The organism is Cedecea neteri NBRC 105707 = ATCC 33855 (assembly GCF_001571265.1).
GTDB lineage: Bacteria > Pseudomonadota > Gammaproteobacteria > Enterobacterales > Enterobacteriaceae > Cedecea > Cedecea neteri.
On sequence record NZ_BCTL01000006.1, the window covers coordinates 101,090 to 124,012 of the forward strand.

21 protein-coding genes and 1 pseudogene are annotated in these 22,923 nt (G+C 57.0%); 16 read left to right on the forward strand and 6 right to left on the reverse strand.

Annotated elements, in window-relative coordinates; all coding sequences use genetic code 11:
* Window positions 1-170 precede the first annotated feature (170 nt).
* The 5 genes and pseudogenes from dgoR to CNE01S_RS03195 all read left to right on the forward strand — a co-directional run bounded on the left by dgoR (window position 171) and on the right by CNE01S_RS03195 (window position 4,889).
* A complete protein-coding gene (dgoR, locus tag CNE01S_RS03175) occupies window positions 171-860 on the forward strand; it encodes a D-galactonate utilization transcriptional regulator DgoR (RefSeq protein WP_061273379.1) in 690 nt (229 codons plus the stop codon).
* The gene (locus CNE01S_RS03180) at window positions 857-1,741 is read left to right on the forward strand and encodes a 2-dehydro-3-deoxygalactonokinase (RefSeq protein ID WP_061273380.1); all 885 of its coding nucleotides are present in this window, start codon (window positions 857-859) and stop codon (window positions 1,739-1,741) included. Before dgoR ends, CNE01S_RS03180 begins: the two co-directional genes overlap by 4 nt.
* Window positions 1,725-2,342 carry a 2-dehydro-3-deoxy-6-phosphogalactonate aldolase gene (locus CNE01S_RS03185; protein ID WP_061273382.1) on the forward strand — a complete coding sequence of 206 codons (618 nt, stop codon included), beginning with the start codon at window positions 1,725-1,727 and terminating at the stop codon, window positions 2,340-2,342. The genes CNE01S_RS03180 and CNE01S_RS03185 overlap by 17 nt, the downstream gene beginning before the upstream one ends.
* The gene (gene dgoD, locus CNE01S_RS03190; protein WP_038477606.1) at window positions 2,339-3,487 is read left to right on the forward strand and encodes a galactonate dehydratase; all 1,149 of its coding nucleotides are present in this window, start codon (window positions 2,339-2,341) and stop codon (window positions 3,485-3,487) included. The genes CNE01S_RS03185 and dgoD overlap by 4 nt, the downstream gene beginning before the upstream one ends.
* A gap of 65 nt (window positions 3,488-3,552) precedes the next feature.
* A pseudogene (locus CNE01S_RS03195) lies at window positions 3,553-4,889 on the forward strand (MFS transporter).
* 36 nt (window positions 4,890-4,925) lie between these two features.
* On the opposite strand, the gene CNE01S_RS03200 reads toward CNE01S_RS03195, so the two are convergent.
* Window positions 4,926-6,047, reverse strand: a complete 1,122-nt coding sequence (locus CNE01S_RS03200; RefSeq protein ID WP_061273384.1) for an agmatine deiminase family protein — start codon at window positions 6,045-6,047, stop codon at window positions 4,926-4,928.
* 130 nt (window positions 6,048-6,177) lie between these two features.
* On the opposite strand from CNE01S_RS03200, the gene CNE01S_RS03205 reads away from it, so the two are divergent.
* Window positions 6,178-7,041: a LysR substrate-binding domain-containing protein gene (locus CNE01S_RS03205; protein WP_061273386.1), complete on the forward strand. Its 864-nt coding sequence runs from the start codon at window positions 6,178-6,180 to the stop codon at window positions 7,039-7,041.
* Between the two features lie 45 nt (window positions 7,042-7,086).
* On the forward strand, window positions 7,087-8,352 hold the full coding sequence (locus CNE01S_RS03210; RefSeq protein WP_061273485.1) for a YidR family protein: 1,266 nt from the start codon (window positions 7,087-7,089) through the stop codon (window positions 8,350-8,352).
* A 5-nt stretch (window positions 8,353-8,357) separates the two neighbouring features.
* Here the strand turns inward: CNE01S_RS03210 and CNE01S_RS03215 are convergent, their stop codons facing one another.
* Entirely contained in the window at window positions 8,358-8,687 is a 330-nt protein-coding gene (locus CNE01S_RS03215) for a YceK/YidQ family lipoprotein (RefSeq protein WP_169799395.1), read from the reverse strand.
* A 317-nt stretch (window positions 8,688-9,004) separates the two neighbouring features.
* On the opposite strand from CNE01S_RS03215, the gene ibpA reads away from it, so the two are divergent.
* The 3 genes from ibpA (at window position 9,005) to CNE01S_RS03230 (ending at window position 11,747) form a co-directional block, all read left to right on the forward strand.
* Window positions 9,005-9,418 carry a small heat shock chaperone IbpA gene (gene ibpA, locus CNE01S_RS03220; RefSeq protein WP_061273390.1) on the forward strand — a complete coding sequence of 138 codons (414 nt, stop codon included), beginning with the start codon at window positions 9,005-9,007 and terminating at the stop codon, window positions 9,416-9,418.
* A 113-nt stretch (window positions 9,419-9,531) separates the two neighbouring features.
* A complete protein-coding gene (gene ibpB / locus CNE01S_RS03225) occupies window positions 9,532-9,960 on the forward strand; it encodes a small heat shock chaperone IbpB (protein WP_038477623.1) in 429 nt (142 codons plus the stop codon).
* Window positions 9,961-10,088: 128 nt separating this feature from the next.
* Window positions 10,089-11,747 (forward strand): putative transporter, encoded by a 1,659-nt coding sequence (locus CNE01S_RS03230; RefSeq protein WP_061273392.1) that lies wholly within the window; start codon window positions 10,089-10,091, stop codon window positions 11,745-11,747.
* Here the strand turns inward: CNE01S_RS03230 and CNE01S_RS03235 are convergent.
* The gene (locus CNE01S_RS03235; protein ID WP_061273394.1) at window positions 11,742-12,485 is read right to left on the reverse strand and encodes a GntR family transcriptional regulator; all 744 of its coding nucleotides are present in this window, start codon (window positions 12,483-12,485) and stop codon (window positions 11,742-11,744) included. The genes CNE01S_RS03230 and CNE01S_RS03235 overlap by 6 nt on opposite strands.
* Before the next feature lie 225 nt (window positions 12,486-12,710).
* On the opposite strand from CNE01S_RS03235, the gene CNE01S_RS03240 reads away from it, so the two are divergent.
* From CNE01S_RS03240 to CNE01S_RS03265, 6 genes are all read left to right on the forward strand, one after another.
* Window positions 12,711-14,333 (forward strand): alpha-glucoside-specific PTS transporter subunit IIBC, encoded by a 1,623-nt coding sequence (locus CNE01S_RS03240; RefSeq protein ID WP_061273396.1) that lies wholly within the window; start codon window positions 12,711-12,713, stop codon window positions 14,331-14,333.
* Window positions 14,330-15,652 (forward strand): 6-phospho-alpha-glucosidase, encoded by a 1,323-nt coding sequence (locus CNE01S_RS03245; RefSeq protein WP_061273398.1) that lies wholly within the window; start codon window positions 14,330-14,332, stop codon window positions 15,650-15,652. The genes CNE01S_RS03240 and CNE01S_RS03245 overlap by 4 nt, the downstream gene beginning before the upstream one ends.
* A gap of 207 nt (window positions 15,653-15,859) precedes the next feature.
* Window positions 15,860-16,828, forward strand: a complete 969-nt coding sequence (locus CNE01S_RS03250; protein ID WP_061273487.1) for a cellulase family glycosylhydrolase — start codon at window positions 15,860-15,862, stop codon at window positions 16,826-16,828.
* 97 nt (window positions 16,829-16,925) lie between these two features.
* Window positions 16,926-17,705: a basic amino acid ABC transporter substrate-binding protein gene (locus CNE01S_RS03255; protein WP_061273400.1), complete on the forward strand. Its 780-nt coding sequence runs from the start codon at window positions 16,926-16,928 to the stop codon at window positions 17,703-17,705.
* 39 nt (window positions 17,706-17,744) lie between these two features.
* On the forward strand, window positions 17,745-18,509 hold the full coding sequence (locus CNE01S_RS03260; RefSeq protein WP_061273402.1) for an amino acid ABC transporter permease: 765 nt from the start codon (window positions 17,745-17,747) through the stop codon (window positions 18,507-18,509).
* A complete protein-coding gene (locus CNE01S_RS03265) occupies window positions 18,496-19,218 on the forward strand; it encodes an amino acid ABC transporter ATP-binding protein (protein WP_061273489.1) in 723 nt (240 codons plus the stop codon). The genes CNE01S_RS03260 and CNE01S_RS03265 overlap by 14 nt, the downstream gene beginning before the upstream one ends.
* A 27-nt stretch (window positions 19,219-19,245) precedes the next feature.
* Here the strand turns inward: CNE01S_RS03265 and CNE01S_RS03270 are convergent, their stop codons facing one another.
* The 3 genes from CNE01S_RS03270 to CNE01S_RS03280 all read right to left on the reverse strand — a co-directional run bounded on the left by CNE01S_RS03270 (window position 19,246) and on the right by CNE01S_RS03280 (window position 22,745).
* Window positions 19,246-20,229, reverse strand: a complete 984-nt coding sequence (locus CNE01S_RS03270) for a nucleoside hydrolase (protein WP_061273404.1) — start codon at window positions 20,227-20,229, stop codon at window positions 19,246-19,248.
* Entirely contained in the window at window positions 20,226-21,263 is a 1,038-nt protein-coding gene (locus CNE01S_RS03275; RefSeq protein ID WP_061273406.1) for a LacI family DNA-binding transcriptional regulator, read from the reverse strand. Before CNE01S_RS03275 ends, CNE01S_RS03270 begins: the two co-directional genes overlap by 4 nt.
* Before the next feature lie 87 nt (window positions 21,264-21,350).
* Window positions 21,351-22,745: an MFS transporter gene (locus tag CNE01S_RS03280; protein ID WP_061273408.1), complete on the reverse strand. Its 1,395-nt coding sequence runs from the start codon at window positions 22,743-22,745 to the stop codon at window positions 21,351-21,353.
* Window positions 22,746-22,923: the final 178 nt, after the last annotated feature.

Consider the following 22,923-nt stretch of genomic DNA (forward strand, 5'->3'; position numbering starts at 1 on the left):
CTCATCAATTGCCTATTATGTGATCCATATTGTAGTACAACATCAATATATTGTACTACATTGAGCGCATTGAAACGGCATTTGCCCTCACATTTGTACTTCAAAAATGCGGTGAAATTCAGCGGGAGCGGTAAAGTAGCGGGTAAGACTTTGTTCACAAGGAACCCGTTATGACCCTCAATAAAACCGACCGCATCATCGTCACGCTGGGGCAGCAAATCGTTAGTGGTAAATACGCGCCGGGCGCGGCATTACCGGCAGAAGCCGAGCTGTGCGAAGAGTTTGAAACTTCGCGCAACATCATTCGGGAAGTGTTTCGCTCACTGATGGCGAAGCGGCTGATTGAAATGAAGCGCTACCGTGGCGCGTTCGTGCAGCCCCGGAACCAGTGGAACTACCTCGATACCGAGGTGCTGCAGTGGGTGCTTGCCAACGATTACGACCCGCGCCTGATAGCCGCGATGAGCGAAGTACGAAATCTGGTGGAGCCCGCCATTGCCCGCTGGGCGGCGGAGCGCGCCACGTCGAATGACCTGGCCCGGATAGAAAGCGCCCTGAACGACATGGTGGCGAATAACCAGCACCGTGATGCGTTTAACGAGGCGGATATCCGCTACCACGAAGCGGTGCTGGAGTCCGTGCATAACCCGGTGCTGCAGCAGCTGAGCATTGCAATCAGCTCCCTGCAGCGGGCCGTTTTTGAACGCACCTGGATGGGCGATGAGGCCAACATGCCGAGAACCCTCCAGGAGCATAAAGCGCTGTATGACGCTATCCGTCATCAGGACAGCGCGGCAGCGGAGCAGGCGGCGCTCACCATGATCGCCAGCTCCACCAAACGACTGAAGGACATTACATGACATCTCGCTACATCGCCATTGACTGGGGATCGACCAACCTTCGCGCCTGGCTCTACCAGGACGGAGCGCGTATCGACAGCCGCAAAAGTACTTCAGGCGTCACGCGCCTGGGCGGCAGGTCCCCGGAGGCGGTGTTTAGCGAGGTTGTTGCAGGCTGGCGAGAGACGCCCACGCCGGTGCTGATGGCAGGGATGGTGGGCAGCAACGCGGGCTGGAAAATTGCCCCGTACCTGCCGTGCCCTGCTCGTTTTGCCACTTTCAGTGAACAGATGACGGCGGTAGCCGAACAGGCGTGGATCATTCCTGGCCTGTGCGTGCAGCGCGAAGATAATCAAAACGTGATGCGCGGCGAAGAAACCCAGCTGCTGGGCGCCCGTTCACTGCATCCAGCTCCGCTTTATATTATGCCCGGCACCCACTGCAAATGGGTGCAGACCGATGAACAGGCGGTGCTCGATTTCCGCACCGTATTGACCGGCGAATTGCACCACCTGCTGCTTCAGCACTCCCTGATTGGCACCGGCCTGCCAGAGCAACATGCCAGCCCCGAGGCGTTCAACGCCGGGCTTGAGCACGGGATCCACGGAGGCGACCTGCTGCCGCAGCTGTTTGAAGTGCGCGCCGCGCACGTGCTGGGCAAGCTACCGCGAGAGCAGGTTAGCGATTTCCTTTCCGGGCTGCTGATTGGCAGCGAAGCCGCAACGATGACGCGCCGCTTCGCCTGTTCAACCGGGCAGCCCGTCACTATTGTCGCCAACCCTGCACTCAGCGCCCGCTACCAGGCGGCCTTATCCCTGCTCGGCTTTAGCAGCCAGGTAGTGGATGGCGACAGTGCTTTCCAGGCTGGAATAAGGAGTATTGCAAATGCAGTGGCAAACTAAGCTTCCGCTGATCGCGATTTTACGCGGCATCACCCCGCAGGAGGTTCAGGCGCACGTGATCGCGTTGCTGGCCGCCGGTTTTGACGCGGTGGAAATCCCCCTCAACTCCCCGCAGTGGCAGCAAAGCATCGCCTCTATGGTCGCGGAGTTTGGCGATAAAGCGCTAATCGGGGCGGGCACGGTGCTCAAGACGGAGCAGGTGGACGAGCTGGCGGCAATGGGCAGCAAACTGATGGTCACGCCGAATACCCAGCCCGAGGTGATCCGCCGCGCCGTAGCAAACGGTATGACGGTTTGCGCGGGCTGCGCGACGGCCTCCGAGGCTTTCTCCGCGCTGGATGCGGGCGCCCAGACGCTAAAAATTTTCCCTTCCTCCGCCTTCGGGCCTGATTACATTAAGGCGCTGAAAGCCGTGCTTCCGCCGGAGGTGCCGGTATTTGCTGTCGGCGGCGTTACGCCGGAAAACCTGCATATCTGGCTGCAGGCAGGCTGTGCCGGAGCAGGACTGGGCAGCGATTTATACCGCGCCGGGCAGCCGGTGAGCCGCACCAGCGAAAGGGCAAAAGCATTTGTTAAAGCGTATCAAGAGGCCATGCAATGAAAATTACTAAACTGACAACGTACCGTTTACCGCCGCGCTGGATGTTCCTGAAAATTGAGACTGACGAAGGCGTAGTGGGCTGGGGTGAGCCGGTTATAGAAGGCCGCGCCCGTAGCGTTGAGGCGGCGGTTCATGAGCTAAGTGAATACCTGATTGGCCAGGATCCGGCCCGCATTAACGACCTGTGGCAGGTGATGTATCGCGGTGGGTTTTATCGCGGCGGCCCGATTCTGATGAGCGCGATTGCCGGGATCGATCAGGCGCTGTGGGATATTAAAGGTAAGGTGCTCAACGCGCCGGTGTGGCAGCTGATGGGCGGCCTGGTGCGGGATAAAATTAAAGCCTACAGCTGGGTAGGCGGCGACCGTCCGGCGGAAGTGATAGACGGGATTAAATCTTTACGCAAAATTGGTTTTGATACTTTTAAATTAAACGGCTGCGAGGAAATGGGCATTATTGATAATTCCCGTGCCGTGGATGCCGCCGTAAATACCGTGGCTCAAATTCGCGAAACCTTCGGCAATGAAATTGAGTTTGGCCTCGATTTCCACGGGCGAGTGAGCGCCCCGATGGCAAAAGTATTAATTAAAGAGCTTGAGCCGTATCGCCCTCTGTTTATTGAAGAGCCGGTTCTGGCAGAGCAGGCTGAATATTATCCGCGTCTGGCGGCACAAACGCATATTCCTATTGCGGCCGGGGAACGCATGTTCTCTCGCTTCGAATTTAAACGCGTGCTGGAAGCGGGCGGGATTGCCATTCTGCAGCCCGATCTCTCTCACGCAGGCGGTATCACCGAATGCTATAAAATTGCAGGAATGGCAGAAGCTTATGATGTTTCTCTGGCACCGCACTGCCCGCTGGGGCCAATTGCGCTCGCGGCCTGCCTGCACATCGACTTTGTTTCCCGCAATGCGGTATTCCAGGAGCAAAGCATGGGCATTCACTATAACAAAGGTGCCGAGCTGCTCGACTTTGTTAAGAATAAAGATGACTTCAAAATGGACGGAGGCTATTTCCTGCCGCTAATGAAGCCGGGTCTTGGGGTTGAAATTGACGAAGAACAGGTGATTGCCCGCAGTAAAAATGTCACCGACTGGCGAAACCCTTTATGGCGTCACGCCGACGGTTCCGTGGCCGAATGGTAAATAAATAACGCCTGAAATCAGCAGTAAAAAATAAAACATTATAAACACCCTCTGTATAACAGGGCATGGTGAGCAGCTTCGCCATGCCATTTTTTGGAGACGAAATATCATGGATATTTCTGCAACTGCGGTGAAACCTACGCGCCGCCGTTATTTAACGCTGGTGATGATCTTTATTACGGTGGTGATTTGCTACGTGGACCGCGCCAACCTCGCGGTCGCGTCGGCCCATATTCAGGCAGAATTTGGCATCACCAAAACGGAAATGGGCTATATCTTCTCGGCCTTTGCCTGGCTTTATACCCTGTGCCAGATCCCGGGCGGCTGGTTCCTCGACCGCGTGGGCTCCCGTCTGACCTACTTTATTGCTATTTTCGGCTGGTCCGTCGCTACGCTGTTTCAGGGATTCGCCACCGGGTTGATGTCGTTGATTGGCCTGCGCGCTATCACCGGTATCTTTGAGGCACCGGCGTTCCCGACCAATAACCGTATGGTGACGAGCTGGTTCCCGGAACATGAGCGTGCTTCTGCGGTAGGGTTTTACACCTCCGGGCAGTTTGTGGGCCTGGCGTTTTTAACGCCGCTGCTGATCTGGATTCAGGAGCTTTTAAGCTGGCATTGGGTATTTATCGTGACCGGCGGGATCGGCATTATTTGGTCGCTGATTTGGTTCAAGGTTTATCAGCCGCCGCGTAAAAGCAAAGGCATCAACACCGCCGAGCTGGACTACATTCGTGAAGGCGGCGGCCTGGTGGACGGCGACGCACCGGCCGAAAAGAAAACGCGTAAGCCGCTCAGCGCCGCCGACTGGAAACTGGTGTTCCACCGTAAGCTAGTAGGCGTTTACCTCGGGCAATTTGCCGTCACGTCCACCCTGTGGTTCTTCCTGACCTGGTTCCCGAACTACCTGACGCAGGAAAAAGGCATTACCGCGCTGAAGGCCGGATTTATGACCACGGTGCCGTTCCTGGCGGCGTTCTTCGGGGTGTTGCTCTCCGGCTGGGTAGCGGATCGCCTGGTGCGCAAAGGTTACTCGTTGGGCATCGCGCGTAAAGCGCCCATCATCTGCGGGCTGCTGATTTCCACCTGCATTATGGGCGCCAACTACACCAACGATCCGGTGTGGATCATGACGCTGATGGCGATTGCCTTCTTCGGCAACGGCTTTGCGTCCATCACCTGGTCGCTGGTGTCTTCCCTGGCGCCAATGCGCCTGATTGGTCTCACGGGCGGCGTGTTTAACTTTGTCGGCGGCCTCGGCGGGATCACCGTGCCGCTGGTGATTGGCTATCTCGCACAAAGCTACGGCTTCGCTCCGGCGCTGGTTTATATCTCCGTGGTAGCGCTGCTGGGTGCGCTTTCTTATATCCTGCTGGTGGGGAAAGTGGAAAGGGTCGGTTAATGAGAGAAAGGGGAGCGCCGGGTGCGCTCCCTTTTGTTATTTCACTGCGGGTAACTGATTGGTAACGCAGTGAATACCCCCGCCTCCGGCGGCAATCGCGTCGATGTTCAGCTGCACGACCTCACGGTCTGGGTAAAGCGTCGACAGCAGGCGAAACGCCGCCTCATCCGTTTCTTCATCGCCAAATTCCGGGGCGATAATCGCGCCGTTGATCACGAAGTAGTTGATGTACCCGGCGGCAAAATCCGGGTTCTCTTCGCTAAAGCGGCTCTCGCGCGGTTCCTGTGGCGGCGTGACGCTATGCACCTGTAGCCTGCGGCCATCGGCGTCGGTTGCCTGCCTGAGGATCGCCAGATGCGCCTGGGTCACCTTGTGGTCCCAGGAATCCGGGTCGGGATCGAGGTTGGCGATCACCACCCCTGGCTCAACAAAACGGGCGTAAAAATCGACGTGGGCGTCGGTGATATCTTTCCCTTTTATGCCCGGCAGCCAGATGATTTTTCTCAGGCCAAGCTGTGTTTTCAGCTCCTGTTCGACTCTGTCGCGGCTCCAGCCCGGATTGCGGTTGCCGTTGACCCAGCTGCTTTCGGTCATGATGCCGGTTCCGTGTCCGTCCACCTCAATCCCGCCGCCTTCGCCCACCAGGGCGCTGCGGATAAACGGCGTCGCGCCGTATTTTTCTGCCATAAACGCCGCCAGCAAAGTGTCCTTGCTGTGCCGCTGTTTATTGCCCCAGCCGTTGAAGTTGAAGCCCACCGCGCCGAGCTTTCCTTCCGGCGAAGTGACAAAGCATGCCCCGGTATCCCGCATCCAGATGTCGTCCAGCTCGGTCACCACGTAGGTCACGTTGTGGCTGCCACATTTTTCCTCCGCCAGCTCGCGTTCGTGTTCGCGGCAAAAGACCGTCAGCGGCTGGTAGCCGGCGATAGCGTGCGCGATGCGGCCCAGAGCATCCTGCACGCCAGGGGTAAAATCTTTCCAGATGGCTCGCTGGGCGCCAAACGCGATAAACGCCCGCTGCTGCTGTTCTCCTTCGTCCGGCATGCACCAGTCTGCGCTCGCCGCCGCGAGGGCTGATAACGGTAGCCCCAGAGAGCCCGCCATGCCCATCCCGGCCAGCACCGAAGCACATTTAATAAATTCACGACGTGTTGACATATCGGACTCCCGTATAGCTGTTTTCACTTAAGAAATTCTGCTCAGTGTGGCAGATGGATATTTCACCACTGGCTGAATTCGGCTTCCAACGATATATTTAGTGCACGTCTGATTAGCCTGACTTATCGAAATGTTAAAACACTGGCCACCGTTAAATGCCCTGCGCGGGTTTGAAGCCGCCGCGCGCCTGGGAAGCTTTCACCAGGCTGCGTCTGAACTGCATCTCACCCAGTCGGCCATCAGCCAGCAGATCCGCAGCCTGGAGGCTTATCTGGAGCAACCGCTGTTCTTTCGCAGCGGGCGCAGCGTCAGCCTGACGGACGCCGGACAGGATCTCTACAGCACCGCGCAGGTTATGCTGCAACAGCTGGCCGTGGGCATCCGCCGCCTCGATCAGTACCGCAAGCCGAACCAGCTTATCGTGAACACCACGCCAGCCTTCGCCAGGCACTGGCTGCTGCCCAACCTGGCGGACTTTAACCGCCAGCACCCGGAAACGGATTTGTGGCTGTTTACCAGCTTTGACCCGCCGGATATGGCCGGCGAAACCATCGACGTGGCTATTCGGGACGACGTCAGCCAGCAGGCGGAATGCATTTTCGAGGTGTTGTACAAGGATAGACTTTATCCGGCCTGCCACCCCAATGTGCTGGCGACGCCCAAAGAGCTGCGCATCACGCTGCATGGCGAGCGCGAAATGAGCTGGGAGCATTGGAGCGTGGCCGGAGGCGCGGACGTCGGCCAGCAAAGTCAGGGCCTGAACTTCTCTGACCCAGGATTATTACTGGATGCGGCCACAGACGGGCTGGGTATCGCGCTTGTTAGCCAGCTGCTGGCTGGAAGAAAAAGAGCAAGCGAGCAGCTCATCCCGCTGGCGGAGCAAACCGTGCGCGGCGCAGACTGGGCGTGGCTTATCCATCGTGAAAGCGAAAATGACCCGCTAACCCGCCAGTTTTGTACTTGGCTGCGGGGCAAAGTGGAAAGGCCGGACTAATTCTTTTACCCTGAAGCGTACTCAGCGCTTCAGGGCAAAACCGTGATTAAACAACTCACCTTCGCACCGCGTCATCATCAGCTTACCAATGTTAACACCTGGACGCCGGACAGCCAGTGGCTGGCCTTCGACGTGCGGCCATCGGGTGCCTCTTTTACCGGCGCAACCATTGAGCGAGTCAATATTCTGAACGGCGATATTGAAGTGGTGTATCGCGCGCCTGAAGGTGCCCACGTTGGCGTGGTGACCGTGAATCCACAGCTGCCGGAGCGTTACGTTTTCATCCACGGCCCGGAAAACCCGGACGCCGACTGGCATTATGACTTCCACCACCGCCGTGGCGTGGTTGTGGACCAGGGCGAAGCCAGCAATCTTGATGCGATGGACATTACCTCGCCTTATACCCCTGGCGCGCTGCGCGGCGGCAGCCACGTTCACGTCTGGAGCCCGGACGGCAGCCGTCTGAGCTTCACCTACAACGACCATGTGATGCACGAGCTTGATGAGCGCTTAGATCTGCGCAACGTCGGCGTCGCGCTGCCTTTTGGCCCCGTAACGCCAACCAGACAGCATCCTCGCGAATATGACGGCAGCCATTATTGTGTGCTGGTGAGTCGGACAACGGCAGAGCCACAGCCCGGCAGCGATGAGATTAACCGCGCCTACGAAGAAGGCTGGATAGGTGAGCAAGGTTACCGCAAGCCAGACGGCAGCCTCCAGCGCTGGGCGCTGGCGTTTATCGGCGATACGCTCTCAACAAGCGGCGAAAAAGTGCCTGAGCTGTTTATCGTGGATTTGCCTGACGAAGCACAGGCTTATCAGCAGGCCGGAGGCGAACCGCTGTGCGGCACCGAAACCTCGCTGCCCGCGCCGCCAAAAGGCGTGATGCAGCGCAGGCTGACCTTTACCCACGAACGCCGTCATCCGGGCCTGGTGAATCAGCCTCGGCATTGGATCCGCAGCAGCCCGGACGGCAGCCAGCTTGCCTTCCTGATGCGGGATGACAGCGGCGTGGTGCAGCTTTGGATGCTTTCCCCGAACGGCGGTGAGCCACGGCAGGTCACCCACGGCGAACATGACATTCAGTCGGCCTTCAACTGGCATCCTTCAGGCAAAGCTCTTGGGTTTGTGCAGCAGGGACGTGTGGTGCTGTGTGACGCGCAAAGTGGGGAAGTTACGCCATTAGGCGCAGCGGAAGGGGAAGCGCCTTCCGGTGACGCTATCGTCTTTTCACCGGACGGCAAGCAAGTCGCCTGGATGCAGGACATCGACGGTTTCCGCCAGCTGTGGAGCGCGGAAACCGGGCTTTAAGCCGCTTAATGAGGAAGTTCTGCCGGTGGGATAACGGCGTTGGTGGCCAGATTCTGTTTCTCGCTGGCCTCCACGCGCGATCTCACTGAGTTGTCCTTACGGAACATATCCCACGGTAAAAGCACCGTATCCAGCACGGCGGTAAACGGCAGATCCAGCGCAACCAGTGGTTTTATCGCCCAGCTTGTTTCGTCGTCGCCAAGCGTCGCTGTGCTGGCTCGTGTGCCCGGGTACAAACCTTCTTTGCCGCCGCTGTGTGACATCATGCTGGAGCAGCCGGTCAGTAATAACAGCCCGCTGCTAATCACCAGAGTTGGAAACCAGTTTCTCATCATCATCTTGCTGTCATCTTTAATGGCTGGCGAAGTACCAGCACCTGCGGAGTTATAGCATCCGCCCGTGGTATAAAAATGCCCGTTGTTCCGCTCTGTGGCGGCTATCGCATATTTTTAACCTTTTATGCTGTTTGCCAGTCTAAGTAAGGAAAGCCATTCACGCAAAAAATTTGCGTTCAGGCGCCTTGAAAAATTTTAAGCGAGCCACATTTTAGTAGAGTAACCAAAACGAGTACGCCGATTGGGTGCTCAGGTTCATGGCCTGTCCAAAGGGAAGGCTTTTACATCTTACTCGCTGATTTCATGAGCTTTTTATTATGCGTAACTTCGATCTTTCTCCGCTGTATCGGTCCGCCATCGGTTTTGACCGTCTGTTTAATCTGCTGGAAAACAACCAGAGCCAAAGCAACGGCGGCTACCCTCCGTACAACGTTGAATTAGTGGATGAAAACCACTATCGCATTGCTATTGCCGTCGCCGGTTTCGCCGAAAGCGAACTTGAGATCACCGCCCAGGACAATCTGCTGATTGTTAAAGGCGCGCACGCGGACGAGCAGCAAGAGCGTACTTACCTCTACCAGGGCATTGCCGAACGCAATTTCGAGCGCAAATTCCAGCTGGCGGAAAACATCCACGTTCGCGGTGCGAACCTGGTCAACGGCCTGCTGTACATCAGCCTGGAGCGCGAAATTCCAGAGTCGATGAAGCCTCGCCGCATCGAAATCAACTAATTCGTGGGGTCGCGCCTCGCGCGGCCCGTCATCAAGCTGGCTTGCCGTCAGGGAGCCAATGCCCGTTCGCATGCGGGCAGGTTATTTCTTGCTTCAAAGAAGGAGAAAACACTATGCGTAACTACGATTTATCCCCACTTCTGCGTCAATGGATCGGCTTCGATAAACTGGCTAACGCGCTGCAGTCCAGCAGTGAAAGCCAGAGCTTCCCGCCTTACAACATCGAGAAGAGCGACGATAACCATTACCGCATCACGCTGGCTTTGGCCGGTTTCCGCCAGGAAGATCTTGATATCGAGCTGGAAGGCACCCGTCTGAGCGTGAAGGGCACGCCGGTTAAACCGGAAAAAGAGGTCAACTGGCTGCATCAGGGGCTGGTGACTCAGCCGTTCAGCCTGAGCTTCACCCTGGCCGAGCATATGCAGGTTTCAGGGGCAACGTTCACTAACGGCCTGCTGCACATTGACCTGGTGCGTGAAATCCCAGAAGAGATTGCGCCACAGCGGATCGCCATTAGCGAACGCCCCGCGCTTAACAGTTAATTAAGTTTCTCTTATTAAGCATTAAGGCCCCTGAAAATGGGGCCTTTTTTGTGCTCCGCGCCCCATTATCCTGCCCGTAGCTCTGCCAGAATCCATAATAACAATAATGTTATTCACAGGGATGATATATGAGTGGAATAGCGTTAACCGTCAGCATGCTGGCGCTGGTCGCCGTGGTAGGTCTGTGGATCGGCAACATCAAGATCCGTGGCGTAGGATTCGGGATCGGAGGCGTGCTGTTTGGCGGCATTATTGTCGGCCACTTCGTTAATCAGGCCGGGATTGGCCTGAACGGCGACATGCTGCACTTTATCCAGGAGTTTGGGCTGATCCTGTTTGTCTATACCATCGGTATTCAGGTGGGGCCTGGCTTCTTCTCTTCGCTTCGCGTGTCCGGCCTGCGGCTTAACCTGTTCGCTATTCTGATCGTCGTGCTCGGCGCGCTGGTCACCGCCGTGGTCTACAAGCTGTTTGATGTACCGCTGCCGGTGGTGCTGGGGATCTTCTCCGGTGCGGTCACCAATACTCCCGCGCTGGGGGCGGGGCAGCAGATCCTTACCGATCTCGGTACGCCTGCACAATTGGTTGACCAAATGGGGATGAGCTACGCGATGGCGTACCCGTTTGGGATTTGCGGCATCCTGATGACCATGTGGCTGCTGCGCATAGCATTTCGCGTCAGCGTCGACAAAGAAGCGCAGCAGTTTGAGGCCAGCAGCGGCCAAAATCACGCTCAGCTGCAGACCATCAATATCTGCGTTGCCAACCCCAACCTGAATGGCCTGGCGATTCAGGACATCCCTATTCTTAACAGTGACGAGATAATTTGCTCCCGCCTTAAGCGTGATGAATTGCTGATGGTGCCTTCCCCAGGCACTCTGGTTCAGACCGGCGACCTGCTGCACCTGGTCGGGGCGGAAAAGGATTTGCACAAAGCGCTGCTGGTGATCGGCACCGAGGTGGATACCTCGCTTTCAACGCGAGGCACGGATCTGCGCGTTGAGCGCGTAGTGGTGACCAACGAGAAGGTTTTAGGCAAGAAGATCCGCGATCTGCACTTAAAACAGAAATATGACGTGGTGATCTCACGGCTTAACCGCGCTGGAGTTGAGCTGGTAGCCAGCAGCAACGCCAGCCTGCAGTTTGGCGACATCCTCAACCTCGTGGGCCGCCCTCAATCGATAGACGCGGTGGCGGCAGAAGTCGGTAACGCGCAGCACAAGCTGCAGCAGGTACAAATGCTGCCGGTGTTTATCGGCATCGGGCTTGGCGTACTGCTGGGCTCCATTCCGCTGTTTATCCCCGGTTTCCCGGCCGCGTTGCGCCTTGGGCTGGCGGGCGGGCCGCTCATTATGGCATTGATCCTTGGTCGCATTGGCAGTATCGGCAAGCTGTACTGGTTTATGCCGCCGAGCGCTAACCTGGCGCTGCGCGAGCTGGGCATCGTGCTCTTCCTGGCTGTGGTCGGGCTCAAGTCCGGTGGGGATTTTATCGACACGCTGCTGGTGGGCGACGGCGTAAGCTGGATTGGCTATGGCATTCTGATCACGGCGATTCCGCTGATTACCGTCGGCCTGCTTGCTCGCCTGCTGGCGAAGATGAACTACCTGACGCTGTGCGGCATGCTGGCGGGCTCGATGACCGACCCGCCTGCGCTGGCCTTTGCCAACGGGCTGCATGCGACCAGCGGTGCGGCCGCGCTTTCTTATGCCACGGTTTACCCGCTGGTGATGTTCCTGCGCATTATTACTCCCCAACTGCTGGCGCTGCTGTTCTGGGGGCTATAGCTCATCGCCGCCCGGCTGTTCGGGCGGCATCCTCGAATGATCCCTGCGCAGGTGGTAATCCACCTGGTATTCGCTGGCATTTCTGAACATCACCGAATAGTTAAGAAACTCGCCTTTATCGCTGTAAGAGAGCGACGTGATGCGCAGAATCGGCGTCACCTCGGCGATGTTCAACAACCTGGCCGTTTTGGCGTCGGCGAGCACCGGCGTCAGCGTTTCGTAGTTGCCGCTGATGATTATCTGGCATTCGTCTTCGATATAGCTGAATTTTGACCCTTCAAGGTGGGCCAACGACAGGTTACGGAAGAGTTTAACCGGCATGTAGCTGTCTTCCACCATCAGCGGCTTACCGCCGACGGCACGCACGCGGCGGGAGTAGTAAATTTTCTCGTCTATTTTAATGCGCAGCAGGCTGGCAATCGCCGGTGGCGCAGGCATCACGTTAAACTCCAGCACCTCGCTCAGCACCTCTTTGCCCTGGCTGCGCATCACTTCCACAAACCCCGTCAGGTTGGTCGTTTCGTGGTGAACGTCTTTTTTCGTCACCCACGTGCCGCTGCCCTGGCGACGCGTGACCAGCCCCCAGCCGATAAGCAACGCCACCGCTTTGCGGATGGTCATTCTTGAGACGCCAAACTCCTCGGCGAGTTTTTTCTCACCGGGCAGCGGGCTGCCGATGGTGTAGTCGGCGGAGTTAAGCCTCAGCCGCAGTCGGTCGGCAATGGATTTGTAGATCATCTCTGGACATCTCCAGGCTTTATCTCGCCGTTGTATTTCGATGAATTGTCTAGTTTTAAGATTAAAAGTAGACAACTTTGACCAAATAAAAACCATGAATACGATCACGAATCGCTGCGCCTGACGCGGCGAGAAACAGCCCGCCCTCATATTCTCAGCTTCAGGCCAGACTAAAAAAATAAGGCCGCCTCTTACTCTACGAAGTTGTTACATGAGGATTTAAAAATGCTCAGTCAAATACAACGCTTTGGTGGTGCAATGTTTACCCCGGTTCTGCTGTTCCCCTTTGCCGGGATCGTGGTCGGGCTCGCCATCATGCTGCGCAACCCGCTATTTGTCGGCGAAGCGCTCACCGCACCTGACACCCTGTTTGCTCAAATTGTTCATATCATCGAAGAAGGCGGCTGGACGGTGTTCCGCAATATGCCGCTGATTTTCGCCGTGGGTTTGCCCATTGGCCTGGCGAAACAGGCCCAGGGACGCGCCTGCCTGGCGGTGCTGGTCAGTTTCCTGACCTGGAACTATTTCATCAACGCGATGGGGATGACGTGGGGGCATTACTTCGGCGTCGACTTTAGCCTCGAGCCTACGGCAGGCAGCGGCCTGACGATGATGGCCGGGATTAAAACGCTCGACACCAGCATCATCGGGGCGATTGTTATCTCCGGTATCGTCACCGCCATTCACAACCGCTACTTCGACAAACAGCTTCCGGTGTTCCTGGGGATTTTCCAGGGCAGCTCGTTCGTGGTGATTGTGGCTTTCCTGGTGATGATCCCCTGCGCCTGGTTGACGCTGCTCGGCTGGCCAAAAGTGCAGCTCGGCATCGAATCGCTGCAGGCATTTTTACGCGGTGCCGGGGCGCTTGGCGTCTGGGTATACACCTTCCTTGAGCGCATCCTGATCCCAACCGGACTGCACCACTTTGTCTACGGCCCGTTCATCTTCGGCCCGGCGGCGGTTGAAGGTGGCATTCAGGTGTACTGGGCGCAGCATCTGCAGGAGTTCAGCCAGAGCACCGCTTCGCTGAAATCCCTGTTCCCGGAAGGTGGTTTTGCCCTGCACGGTAACTCGAAAGTCTTTGGTTCCGTGGGTATCGCGCTGGCGCTCTATTACACCGCCTCGCCGCAGAACCGCGTGAAGGTTGCCGGGCTGCTGATCCCCGCGACGCTAACCGCCATGCTGGTCGGTATTACCGAACCGTTGGAATTCACCTTCCTGTTTATCTCCCCGCTGCTGTTCGCGGTGCATGCCTTCCTGGCGGCCTCGATGGCAACGGTGATGTACATGGCGGGCGTGGTGGGCAACATGGGCGGCGGCCTGCTTGACCAGTTCCTGCCGCAAAACTGGATCCCCATGTTCCATAACCACGCGTCGATGGTCTTTACCCAGATAGGCATCGGCATCGCCTTTACCGGCGTCTACTTCGTGGTTTTCCGCGCCTTAATCCTGCGCTTCAACCTGAAAACACCGGGCCGGGAAGACAGCGAAATCAAACTCTACAGCAAGGCTGATTACCAGGCCGCTCGCCAGCAAACCAGTGCGGCGGTGAGCCAGGACGCAAAACACGGCCAGGCCTATGGCTTCCTGCAGGCGCTTGGCGGCGCGGCGAACATCGCCAGCCTTAACAACTGCGCCACTCGCCTGCGTATCACGCTCGCCGATATGGCGCTGACCGAAGCCGACGAAGTGTTTAAAGCCCTTGGCGCCCACGGCGTGGTGCGCAGCGGCAACGGCATTCAGGTGATAGTCGGGCTGCATGTCCCGCAAATTCGCGACCAGATTGAAACCCTTATTAAGCAGCAAGTCTCAGACGAACATCCATCCATGACGGAGGCAGTATCATGAAAAAATTCTCGGTAGTTGTAGCAGGCGGCGGCAGTACTTTTACTCCAGGCATCGTGCTGATGCTGTTGGCTAACCAGAACCGCTTCCCGCTGCGTGCGCTGAAGTTCTACGATAACGACGGGTCGCGTCAGGAAACCATCGCCGAAGCCTGCAAAATCATCCTGAAAGAGCAGGCACCGGATATCGATTTCAGCTATACCACCGACCCGCAGGAAGCGTTCAGTGACGTGGATTTTGTGATGGCGCACATCCGCGTGGGCAAATATCCGATGCGTGAAAAAGACGAGAAAATTCCTCTGCGCCACGGCGTTCTTGGGCAGGAAACCTGCGGCCCTGGCGGGATAGCCTACGGCATGCGCTCAATCGGCGGCGTGCTGGAGCTGGTGGATTACATGGAAAAATATTCGCCAAACGCCTGGATGCTCAACTACTCCAACCCGGCGGCTATCGTGGCGGAAGCGACGCGTCGCCTGCGGCCGAATTCAAAAATCCTCAATATCTGCGATATGCCTATCGGCATTGAAAGCCGCATGGCGCAGATTGTGGGCCTGAAGGACCGCAAAGAGATGAAGGTGCGTTACTACGGCCTGAACCACTTTGGCTGGTGGACCCACGTTGAAGATAAAGACGGCAACGATTTGATGCCGAAAATTCGCGAACATGTTGCTAAACATGGTTATGTGCCGCCAACGGACGAGCATGGCACAGAAGCAAGCTGGAACGACACCTTTGCCAAAGCGAAGGATGTCTGGGCGCTTGACCCCGATACGCTGCCGAACACCTACCTGAAATACTATCTCTATCCTGACTACGTGGTGCAGCACTCCAACCCGCAGCGTACCCGGGCGAATGAGGTGATGGATCACCGTGAGAAGCACGTATTTGGCTCCTGCAACGCCATTATCAGCGCGGGGAAATCCTCTGCAGGCGAGCTGGAAATTGATGAACACGCCTCCTACATCGTTGACCTGGCGACGGCGATTGCCTTTAACACGCAGGCGCGGATGCTGCTGATTGTGCCGAACAACGGGGCCATCAATAACTTTGACCCGGAAGCGATGGTTGAAATTCCTTGCCTGGTCGGCAAAGACGGGCCGGAACCGCTGGTGGTGGGAAACATCCCTCAGTTCCAGAAAGGGTTGATGAGTCAGCAGGTTGCGGTGGAAAAACTGGTGGTGGATGCCTGGGAGCACCGCTCTTACCAGAAACTGTGGCAGGCGATCACCCTGTCGAAAACCGTGCCGAGCGCGTCCGTCGCCAAAGCTATCCTGGACGACCTGGTTGAGGCGAACAAAGACTACTGGCCTGAACTGAAATAAGTTTCCTTGAGACATTACGGAGCGCGGCGGAGACGTCGCGCTTTTTTATGGCTGACAGGCCCGGCATTGTGCTTAGCGACGAGTCGTTCTCTTGGGCAATCCTTCACACTCTGCATCACCATTCATTTTTTATTGCAATCCTCACTCCCCGCAAACGGTAAAAGCATGCTAAATATTAGTTTTCCTTCGCTAAGTAACGTGCCGCCGATGTTAAAGCCGACTCTTATTCTGGTTGCCCTCTCATTCTGTGCCAGTTCGTTTGCTGCGCAACAGGAAGCCCTGCCGCCTACCTGGACTAGCCAGCTTGGGGTGGGGATGAACGTTGACTGGGCGGTAACGGAGCGAGGGATCCGCGAATTTGACCCTCTGACGGTACGTGACTTCCAGCAGCGAGGCTTTGGCCATGTCCGTATTCGCGTTGCGGGGCCGATAACCCATCAGAAACTGGTGCATTTACGGCGCATTGTTGATGCCTGCGAGCAGTACCATATCGTGCCGGTGATAAGCTACCGGGCGGCGGAGCTGAAAGCGAAGCCGACTGCTGAAAATGCAGAAGATATCGTTGAGTGGTGGGCGACCGTGGCGCGGTTCTTCGCCAAAAATGACGACTCGCTGGTGTTCGATATTATCGGGCAGCCGGAGGAAAAACTCAGCGCCAATCCTCAACTGCTTAACCAGATTTACGACAAAACCGTGAAGGCGATTCATAAAATCAGCCCTCAGCGCCATATCTTTGTTGCACCCCGCAATCATGCCTCTCCGGAAGCATTGGCTACGCTTAAAATTCCAGAATCCCGCCACGGACTGGTGATGGCTGACTGGCATCTGATGCCGGGCGGCCCAAAAAACTGGAATGGCAAAACCTGGAATGGAAAAAATCAGTGGACCACCGGCACGGAGGCTGAAAAAGCCGTGATTCATGCCCGCATAGAAACGGCCGTGCGCTGGCAGCAGAAAACCGGCCACCTTTCCTGGGTGGGTAACTGGTCGCCAGGCAGCAAATTACCGCTCGATCAGCAGGTTGCGATGGCGACGTTTGTCGCCTGTGAATTGCAAAAAGCGCAGATTCCGTATGCAATCAACGGGGATGAAAAATTCTACGATGGAGAAGAGGGCGCCTGGCGGCCTGATATGGCGCCGGTGCTGGACGCCATTCTGAAGCCTCAGTGCCAGTAATTGTCGCTCATCGTGAATTATCTGTTGCTGCTTTCCGGGTAATTATGTATTTTTATGCACATTAACTGCATAAAAACATCATATATCCAGGGCTTCTATGTTAACTAAAGCGATAAAATCAGTAGTGGCTGGCGGGTGTTTGCTCGCGGCATTGTTCAGTTCTGCTCAGGCGCTGGCGCAAACCTACGTGGTGGGTTCCGGCGGCACCTACCGTCCGTTTGAATACGAAAACAGCCAGAAACAGCTGGAAGGTTTCGATATCGACATCATCAAAGCCGTCGCTAAGGCGGAAGGGTTTGATATCAAGCTGGTTAACACCCCGTGGGAAGGCATTTTCGCCACGCTGAACTCCGGCGACCGCGACATCATCATTTCCGGCATCACCATTACCGACAAGCGTAAAGCGATGGTCGATTTCTCCACGCCGTACTTCCCGGCCGAGCAGTCTATCGTGGTCCCGACCGACTCTAAAGTAGACTCCGTTACCGCCCTGAAAGGCAAAAAAGTGGGCGTGGTTAACTCCAGCACCGGCGACATCGTTGTGTCCGACGTCCTGGGTAAAAACAGCACTGATATCAAGCGTTTTGATAACACGCCGCTGATGCTGCAGGAGCTGACCGAAGACGGCATTGACGCCGCAGTTGGCGACGTCGGCGTGGTGAAGTACTACATCAAATCCCACCCGGAGAAACCGCTGAAGCTGGTGCCGGACAGCAAGTTTGAACGCCAGTACTTCGGCATCGCGGTCGCTAAAGGCAACGCCGAGCTGAAGGGTAAAATCGACGCTGGCCTGAAGAAAATCATCGCCGACGGCACCTACGCTAAAATTTACGCCACCTGGTTCGACAACAACGTTCCAACCCTCCCGGCAGAGTAATTTTCAATCGGGGCCGCTCCGGCCCCAACAAGGACAGGTATGACCGGATTTCGCTGGGAGATAATCTCAGAATACGCGCCGTTATTTATGCAGGGCGCGCTGATGACCATCAAGTGCACCATTATCTGCGTGATTTTAGGCACAACCTGGGGGCTGCTGCTGGGGCTTGGCCGTATGGCTCACGCTGATGACGGCCCGTGGAAGCACGTGCTGCGTTATGCCGTGCAGTGGCCGGTGCGCGTTTACGTCAGTGCGTTTCGCGGCACGCCTTTGTTCGTGCAGATCATGGTGGTTCACTTTGCGCTGGTACCGCTGTTTATTAACCCGCGCGACGGGATCATGATCACCAGCGGGATGATGTCCGTGGACTTTGCCCGTGACCTTCGCTCCGAGTACGGCGCATTTCTCTCCTGCGTGGTGGCGATCACCCTGAACGCCGGGGCCTATGTGTCAGAGATTTTCCGCGCCGGTATTCAGTCCATCGATAAAGGGCAGATGGAAGCTTCGCGTGCCCTCGGCATGGGCTGGGGCAAAACGATGCGCAAGGTTATCCTGCCGCAGGCTTTCCGCCGCATCCTGCCGCCGCTGGGCAACAACGCAATTGCTATTGTGAAAGACTCGTCGCTGGCTTCCGCCATCGGCCTTGCCGACCTGGCCTACGCGGCGCGTACCGTTTCCGGCGCTTACGCGACTTACTGGGAACCGTACCTGACCATCTCCGTGGTGTACTGGGTTCTGACGTTCCTGCTATCGCTGCTGGTGCAACATATGGAAAAGAGGCTTGGCAAAAGTGATTCACGTTAAGGATTTACAGAAACAATTTGGCAAAACTCACGTGCTGCGCGGCATCTCCTGCGATATCGCGCCTCAGGAAGTGGTTTGCGTGATTGGCCCTTCGGGCTCCGGCAAAAGTACGTTTCTGCGCTGCCTGAACGCGCTGGAAAAACCGGACGGCGGCGAAGTGGTGGTGAATGGTTTCGCGGTACATGACCCAAAAACCAACCTCAACACGCTGCGTGAAGGTGTGGGCATGGTGTTCCAGCGCTTTAACCTGTTCCCGCACATGACGGTGCTGGAAAACCTGATTATGGCGCCGATGTCGCTGAAAGGGCTGTCAAAAGCGGAAGCGGTAAACCAGGCCGAGAAGCTGCTGCAAAAGGTGGGGCTGTTGGACAAAATCGACGCCTGGCCTTCAAGCCTGTCCGGCGGCCAGCAGCAGCGCGTGGCGATTGCCCGTGCGCTGGCGATGGAACCGTCGATTATCCTGTTCGATGAGCCGACTTCGGCGCTGGATCCTGAACTGGTCGGCGAAGTGCTGGCGGTCATGAAACAGCTCGCGCAGGAAGGGATGACGATGATCATCGTGACCCACGAAATGGGCTTTGCCCGCGAAGTGGCGGACCGGGTTATCTTTATCGACCAGGGCGTGATTCAGGAACAGGGTGTGCCAGCGCAGCTCTTTAGCGCGCCGCAAAACCCGCGAACTCAGGCCTTCCTCAGCAAGGTACTGTGAAAAAAGGCGCGAAAGCGCCTTTTTTATTTATACAAACTGGCGGATATGCCGGTCGATAAGCGCCAGCAGCTTCTGGTTATCCACGGTTTGTAGCAGCGTGACCGGCTTGCCCTGCGGAGCGTCAACGTTCACCGCCAGCCGCAAATGTTCCGGGCCATAGCGCAACGTTCTGCCCCGGCTCAGCCCGCTCAGGGACACATCCACATAATCCTCCGTCCAGCTCACCAGCTCCGGCTCAAGCAGCCAGGCGACGGTCAGCACATCGTGGATCCAACAGCCCGGTAGCTGGCGTGTCTGCATGGAAAAATCCATCCACGGACGAATGGTTTCGACGAGAAAACGGCTCAGGCGGTTATCGCAGGTGGCCAGCGCAGCCAAATCCTCGTGCGTCATCATGGTTTGGGTGGTGACATCCATCGGCACCAGAACGATGTTTGCGCCGCTGATCAGCACGGCGTGCGCGGCCTCCGGGTCAACGCCAAAATTGGTGTCCTTCAGGTAGCCGTCAACGTTAAACACGCCGCCCATGATCACAATCTCTTTTACCGCATTCGCCATCTGCGGATACAGCTGCAAAGCCAGCGCCACGTTGGTCAACGGCCCAATGGCAATCAGCGAAATTTCACCGGGGTTGGCGCAGATAAGCTCGCCCATCTTATGCACCGCCAGTGGGGCCACTTCGGCCAGCATTTTCGGGGCAATTACGTCCTTCCAGAGATGGCGCAGGCCCACTTTATCGACCTTATGATCCAGGTGTTCGCGCCACGGTGCCGACGGCTCAATCAACGCGCGCGAGGCGCCCCTGGCAACCTCAACGGGCACGCCGAGTCGGGCGACTAAATCAGACGCCACGGCATAGCCCACTTCGCTTGGCGTATTGCCGGACACGGTGGTGATAAGCTCCAGAGAAATCTCCGGTGCCGCCAGCGCCAGAGCGAGGGCCAGACCATCGTCTACGTTAGCCCCGGCAACGCCGTTACCCGGATCGCAATCGATAATTAAACGCTTCATGTTACCTGTGACTTCCTGCTTGTAGTGAGGGAGCGGCAGCCGCAGGACTCGCCAATCTCCAGCTCAAAATCGAATTCATATTTATGCGGCTGCCCGTCCCACTTTTTCAGCATCTCGATGGCTTTCTTCGCCATCTGCGTGACCGGCTGGCGGACGGTGGTCAACGACGGGACGTTAAAGGCTGACTCCAGGGTGCCGTTAAAGCACACCAGCGCCAGATCTTTCGGCGCGGAAAGCCCGTGTTCCGACAGCGCTCTCAGGCAGCCAAAGGCCTGTTGTTCATTGGTGGCAAACAGCGCGCGAGGCAGTTCGCCCGCCAGCATTTGCTGTGTTGCATCGTAGCCGCCCTGGCGGGTGTAATCCGTTGAAAAAATCCATTCCGGGCGAACGGCAAGGCCCGCTTCTTCCAGCGCCAGCCGCCAGCCGCTGATACGATCCTGAGTGTTCAGCATCTCCTGCGGCCCGCAAATAATGGCGATATCGCGATAGCCATGCTCAATCAAATGGCGGGTTGCTCGTCGGGCGGCGTACTGCTCGTTAACCTGAATTGAGCAGACGTTCAGCTCCGGTTCGACCCTGTCCAGCATGACGCAAGGCGTGCCGCTGGCCTGGATAAGATCGATATAAGGATGCCTGTCGACGCTGGTATAAATCAGCCCGTCAACCTGGCGATGCAGCAGGTTGTTGATAAGCTCCAGCTCGCGGGCGCGGTCATCACCGGAATCGCCCAGCAGCAGCACCCGGCCATCGGCAAAGGCCTCCTGCTGGAGCGCGTGCGCCATGGACGAGATAAACGGGTTGGCGATATTGGGCACGACTAAGCCGTAGGTGCGCGTGGTGCCGCTGGCTAAAGCCCTGGCAATGCCGTTCGGGCGATAGCCGGTTTTCTTGATAGCGGCGAGCACGCGCTCGCGTGTGGCCTGCGCAACCGGGCGCGGGCCGTTGTTAATCACGTAGCTGACGACCGCAACGGAAGTGCCTGCTTCTTTGGCGACTTCAGCGCGGGTAACGCGGTGCACATGAGGCTTAGTCACTGAATACCTGCTTTATTTGGCGGGCGATATACGGAGCCACAGCATAAAGCTTTGCTCCGTAAAAATCGCCGTCAACTCTGTGACAAATCAAATAGCGTCTTCCGGCAGATTGAGGTCGCGACCTCGGGTTTCCGGGGCAAAGAAGGTTGTCACCAGGCCAATCCCCGCCATCACCGCGAAGTAGAGTGCAATCGGCCACCAGTGCCCGGTCCAGGACAACAGCGCGGCGGCAACCAGCGGTGCGGTTCCGCCGGAAAGTATCGACCCAAGCTCCTTCGCAAACGCCATTTTGGTGTAGCGGTTGGTGACCCCGAACAGCTCTACGCCCCAGGCCGCCTGCACGCCGAAAATCCCCAGCGAAGCCAGCCCCATCCCGACGACGATGGTCGGTATAACAATCATCGGCTCACGGGAGTCCAGCAGCATAAAGGCCGGGAAGGCGTAGATGATCAGCAGCAGGCAGAACCAGCGGTAAACGATACGGCGGCCAAAGCGATCGGAAAGCCAACCGGCAAAAGGAATAATCGCGAAGCCCAGCACCGAGGCGATCAGCACCGCCAGCGTGGGGACGGATTTATCTACCGCCAGCACTTTGGCGACGTAGCCGATGATAAACCCCTGAGCGAGATAAGACGGACCGTTTTCGCCAATGCGTAGTCCGACCATCGTCCAGAAAGCACGAGTGCGTCGCCAGAAGCTGCGCGGGTCTTTCTGCTGCTGGGCCAGCCCTTTTTCCAGGCTCTGTTTGCGCTCGGCTTCCAGCAGCGCTTTCTGACGCTCAAAGACCGGCGTTTCACGCAGATGCTGACGGATGATCAGGGCAACAACGGCAATCAGCATGCTGCACAGGAAAGGAATACGCCAGCCCCAGGAGAGCAGCGTTTCTTTATCCATCTGCAGCACCAGCAGCCAGGTCAGAGAGGCCAGCAGCGTGCCGCTGTTGGAGCCGAGCCCGATGATAGAAGAGACCAGACCGCGACGTTTCACCGGGGCATATTCACCCAGCATCACGGTGCCGCCGGACAGCTCAGCGCCTGCGCCCAGCCCTTGAGCAAAACGCAGAATAACCAGGCAGGTTGGCGCCCAGACGCCAATTTGCGCGTAGCTCGGGATCAGGCCAATAAGCGTGGTGGAGCAGCCCATCAGCGCAATAGTAATGATCATCACCATCTTTCTGCCGTAGCGGTCGCCCAGCCTGCCAAACAGCAGGGCGCCAATTGGCCGGGCAACGAACCCGACGGAGTAAGCGGCAAAGCTTGAAAGCAGCGCCATGACCGGCGTGGCATCCGGGAAGAAGACGTCACCAAAAATGATCCCGGCCGCCAGGCCATAAAGCGCGAAGTCGGCGTATTCCATGGTGGTACCAAGCCAGCAGGAGAAAGTCGCGCGAACAAAATCGCGTTTACCTTCCGGCGTGGCCAGGCGTTCCTCAGCAGCGTGCTGTTCGTCGGCCGGAGGGGGAGAGAAAGTGCTTGTCGTCATTAGAATTCTCACAGAGATCGAACGTTATCTGTCGGCGATGATGCCATTTTTTAATCATTTCCCGCAGTGTATCTACGCGCGTAGATTGATCAACTTATTAAACCGAAAGTGAGAGTAAGGTAACTAAATGACAGAAATATGACGAAAGGAATGACCCTCACCCTAACCCTCTCCCTGG

Coding starts and splice junctions, on each gene's coding strand:
- dgoR (WP_061273379.1), top strand. CDS start 171: ATGACCCTCAATAAAACCGACCGCATCATCGTCACGCTGGGGCAGCAA.
- CNE01S_RS03180 (WP_061273380.1), top strand. CDS start 857: ATGACATCTCGCTACATCGCCATTGACTGGGGATCGACCAACCTTCGC.
- CNE01S_RS03185 (WP_061273382.1), top strand. CDS start 1,725: ATGCAGTGGCAAACTAAGCTTCCGCTGATCGCGATTTTACGCGGCATC.
- dgoD (WP_038477606.1), top strand. CDS start 2,339: ATGAAAATTACTAAACTGACAACGTACCGTTTACCGCCGCGCTGGATG.
- CNE01S_RS03200 (WP_061273384.1), bottom strand. CDS start 6,047: ATGTCAACACGTCGTGAATTTATTAAATGTGCTTCGGTGCTGGCCGGG.
- CNE01S_RS03205 (WP_061273386.1), top strand. CDS start 6,178: ATGTTAAAACACTGGCCACCGTTAAATGCCCTGCGCGGGTTTGAAGCC.
- CNE01S_RS03215 (WP_169799395.1), bottom strand. CDS start 8,687: ATGATGAGAAACTGGTTTCCAACTCTGGTGATTAGCAGCGGGCTGTTA.
- ibpA (WP_061273390.1), top strand. CDS start 9,005: ATGCGTAACTTCGATCTTTCTCCGCTGTATCGGTCCGCCATCGGTTTT.
- ibpB (WP_038477623.1), top strand. CDS start 9,532: ATGCGTAACTACGATTTATCCCCACTTCTGCGTCAATGGATCGGCTTC.
- CNE01S_RS03230 (WP_061273392.1), top strand. CDS start 10,089: ATGAGTGGAATAGCGTTAACCGTCAGCATGCTGGCGCTGGTCGCCGTG.
- CNE01S_RS03235 (WP_061273394.1), bottom strand. CDS start 12,485: ATGATCTACAAATCCATTGCCGACCGACTGCGGCTGAGGCTTAACTCC.
- CNE01S_RS03240 (WP_061273396.1), top strand. CDS start 12,711: ATGCTCAGTCAAATACAACGCTTTGGTGGTGCAATGTTTACCCCGGTT.
- CNE01S_RS03245 (WP_061273398.1), top strand. CDS start 14,330: ATGAAAAAATTCTCGGTAGTTGTAGCAGGCGGCGGCAGTACTTTTACT.
- CNE01S_RS03250 (WP_061273487.1), top strand. CDS start 15,860: ATGTTAAAGCCGACTCTTATTCTGGTTGCCCTCTCATTCTGTGCCAGT.
- CNE01S_RS03255 (WP_061273400.1), top strand. CDS start 16,926: ATGTTAACTAAAGCGATAAAATCAGTAGTGGCTGGCGGGTGTTTGCTC.
- CNE01S_RS03260 (WP_061273402.1), top strand. CDS start 17,745: ATGACCGGATTTCGCTGGGAGATAATCTCAGAATACGCGCCGTTATTT.
- CNE01S_RS03270 (WP_061273404.1), bottom strand. CDS start 20,229: ATGAAGCGTTTAATTATCGATTGCGATCCGGGTAACGGCGTTGCCGGG.
- CNE01S_RS03280 (WP_061273408.1), bottom strand. CDS start 22,745: ATGACGACAAGCACTTTCTCTCCCCCTCCGGCCGACGAACAGCACGCT.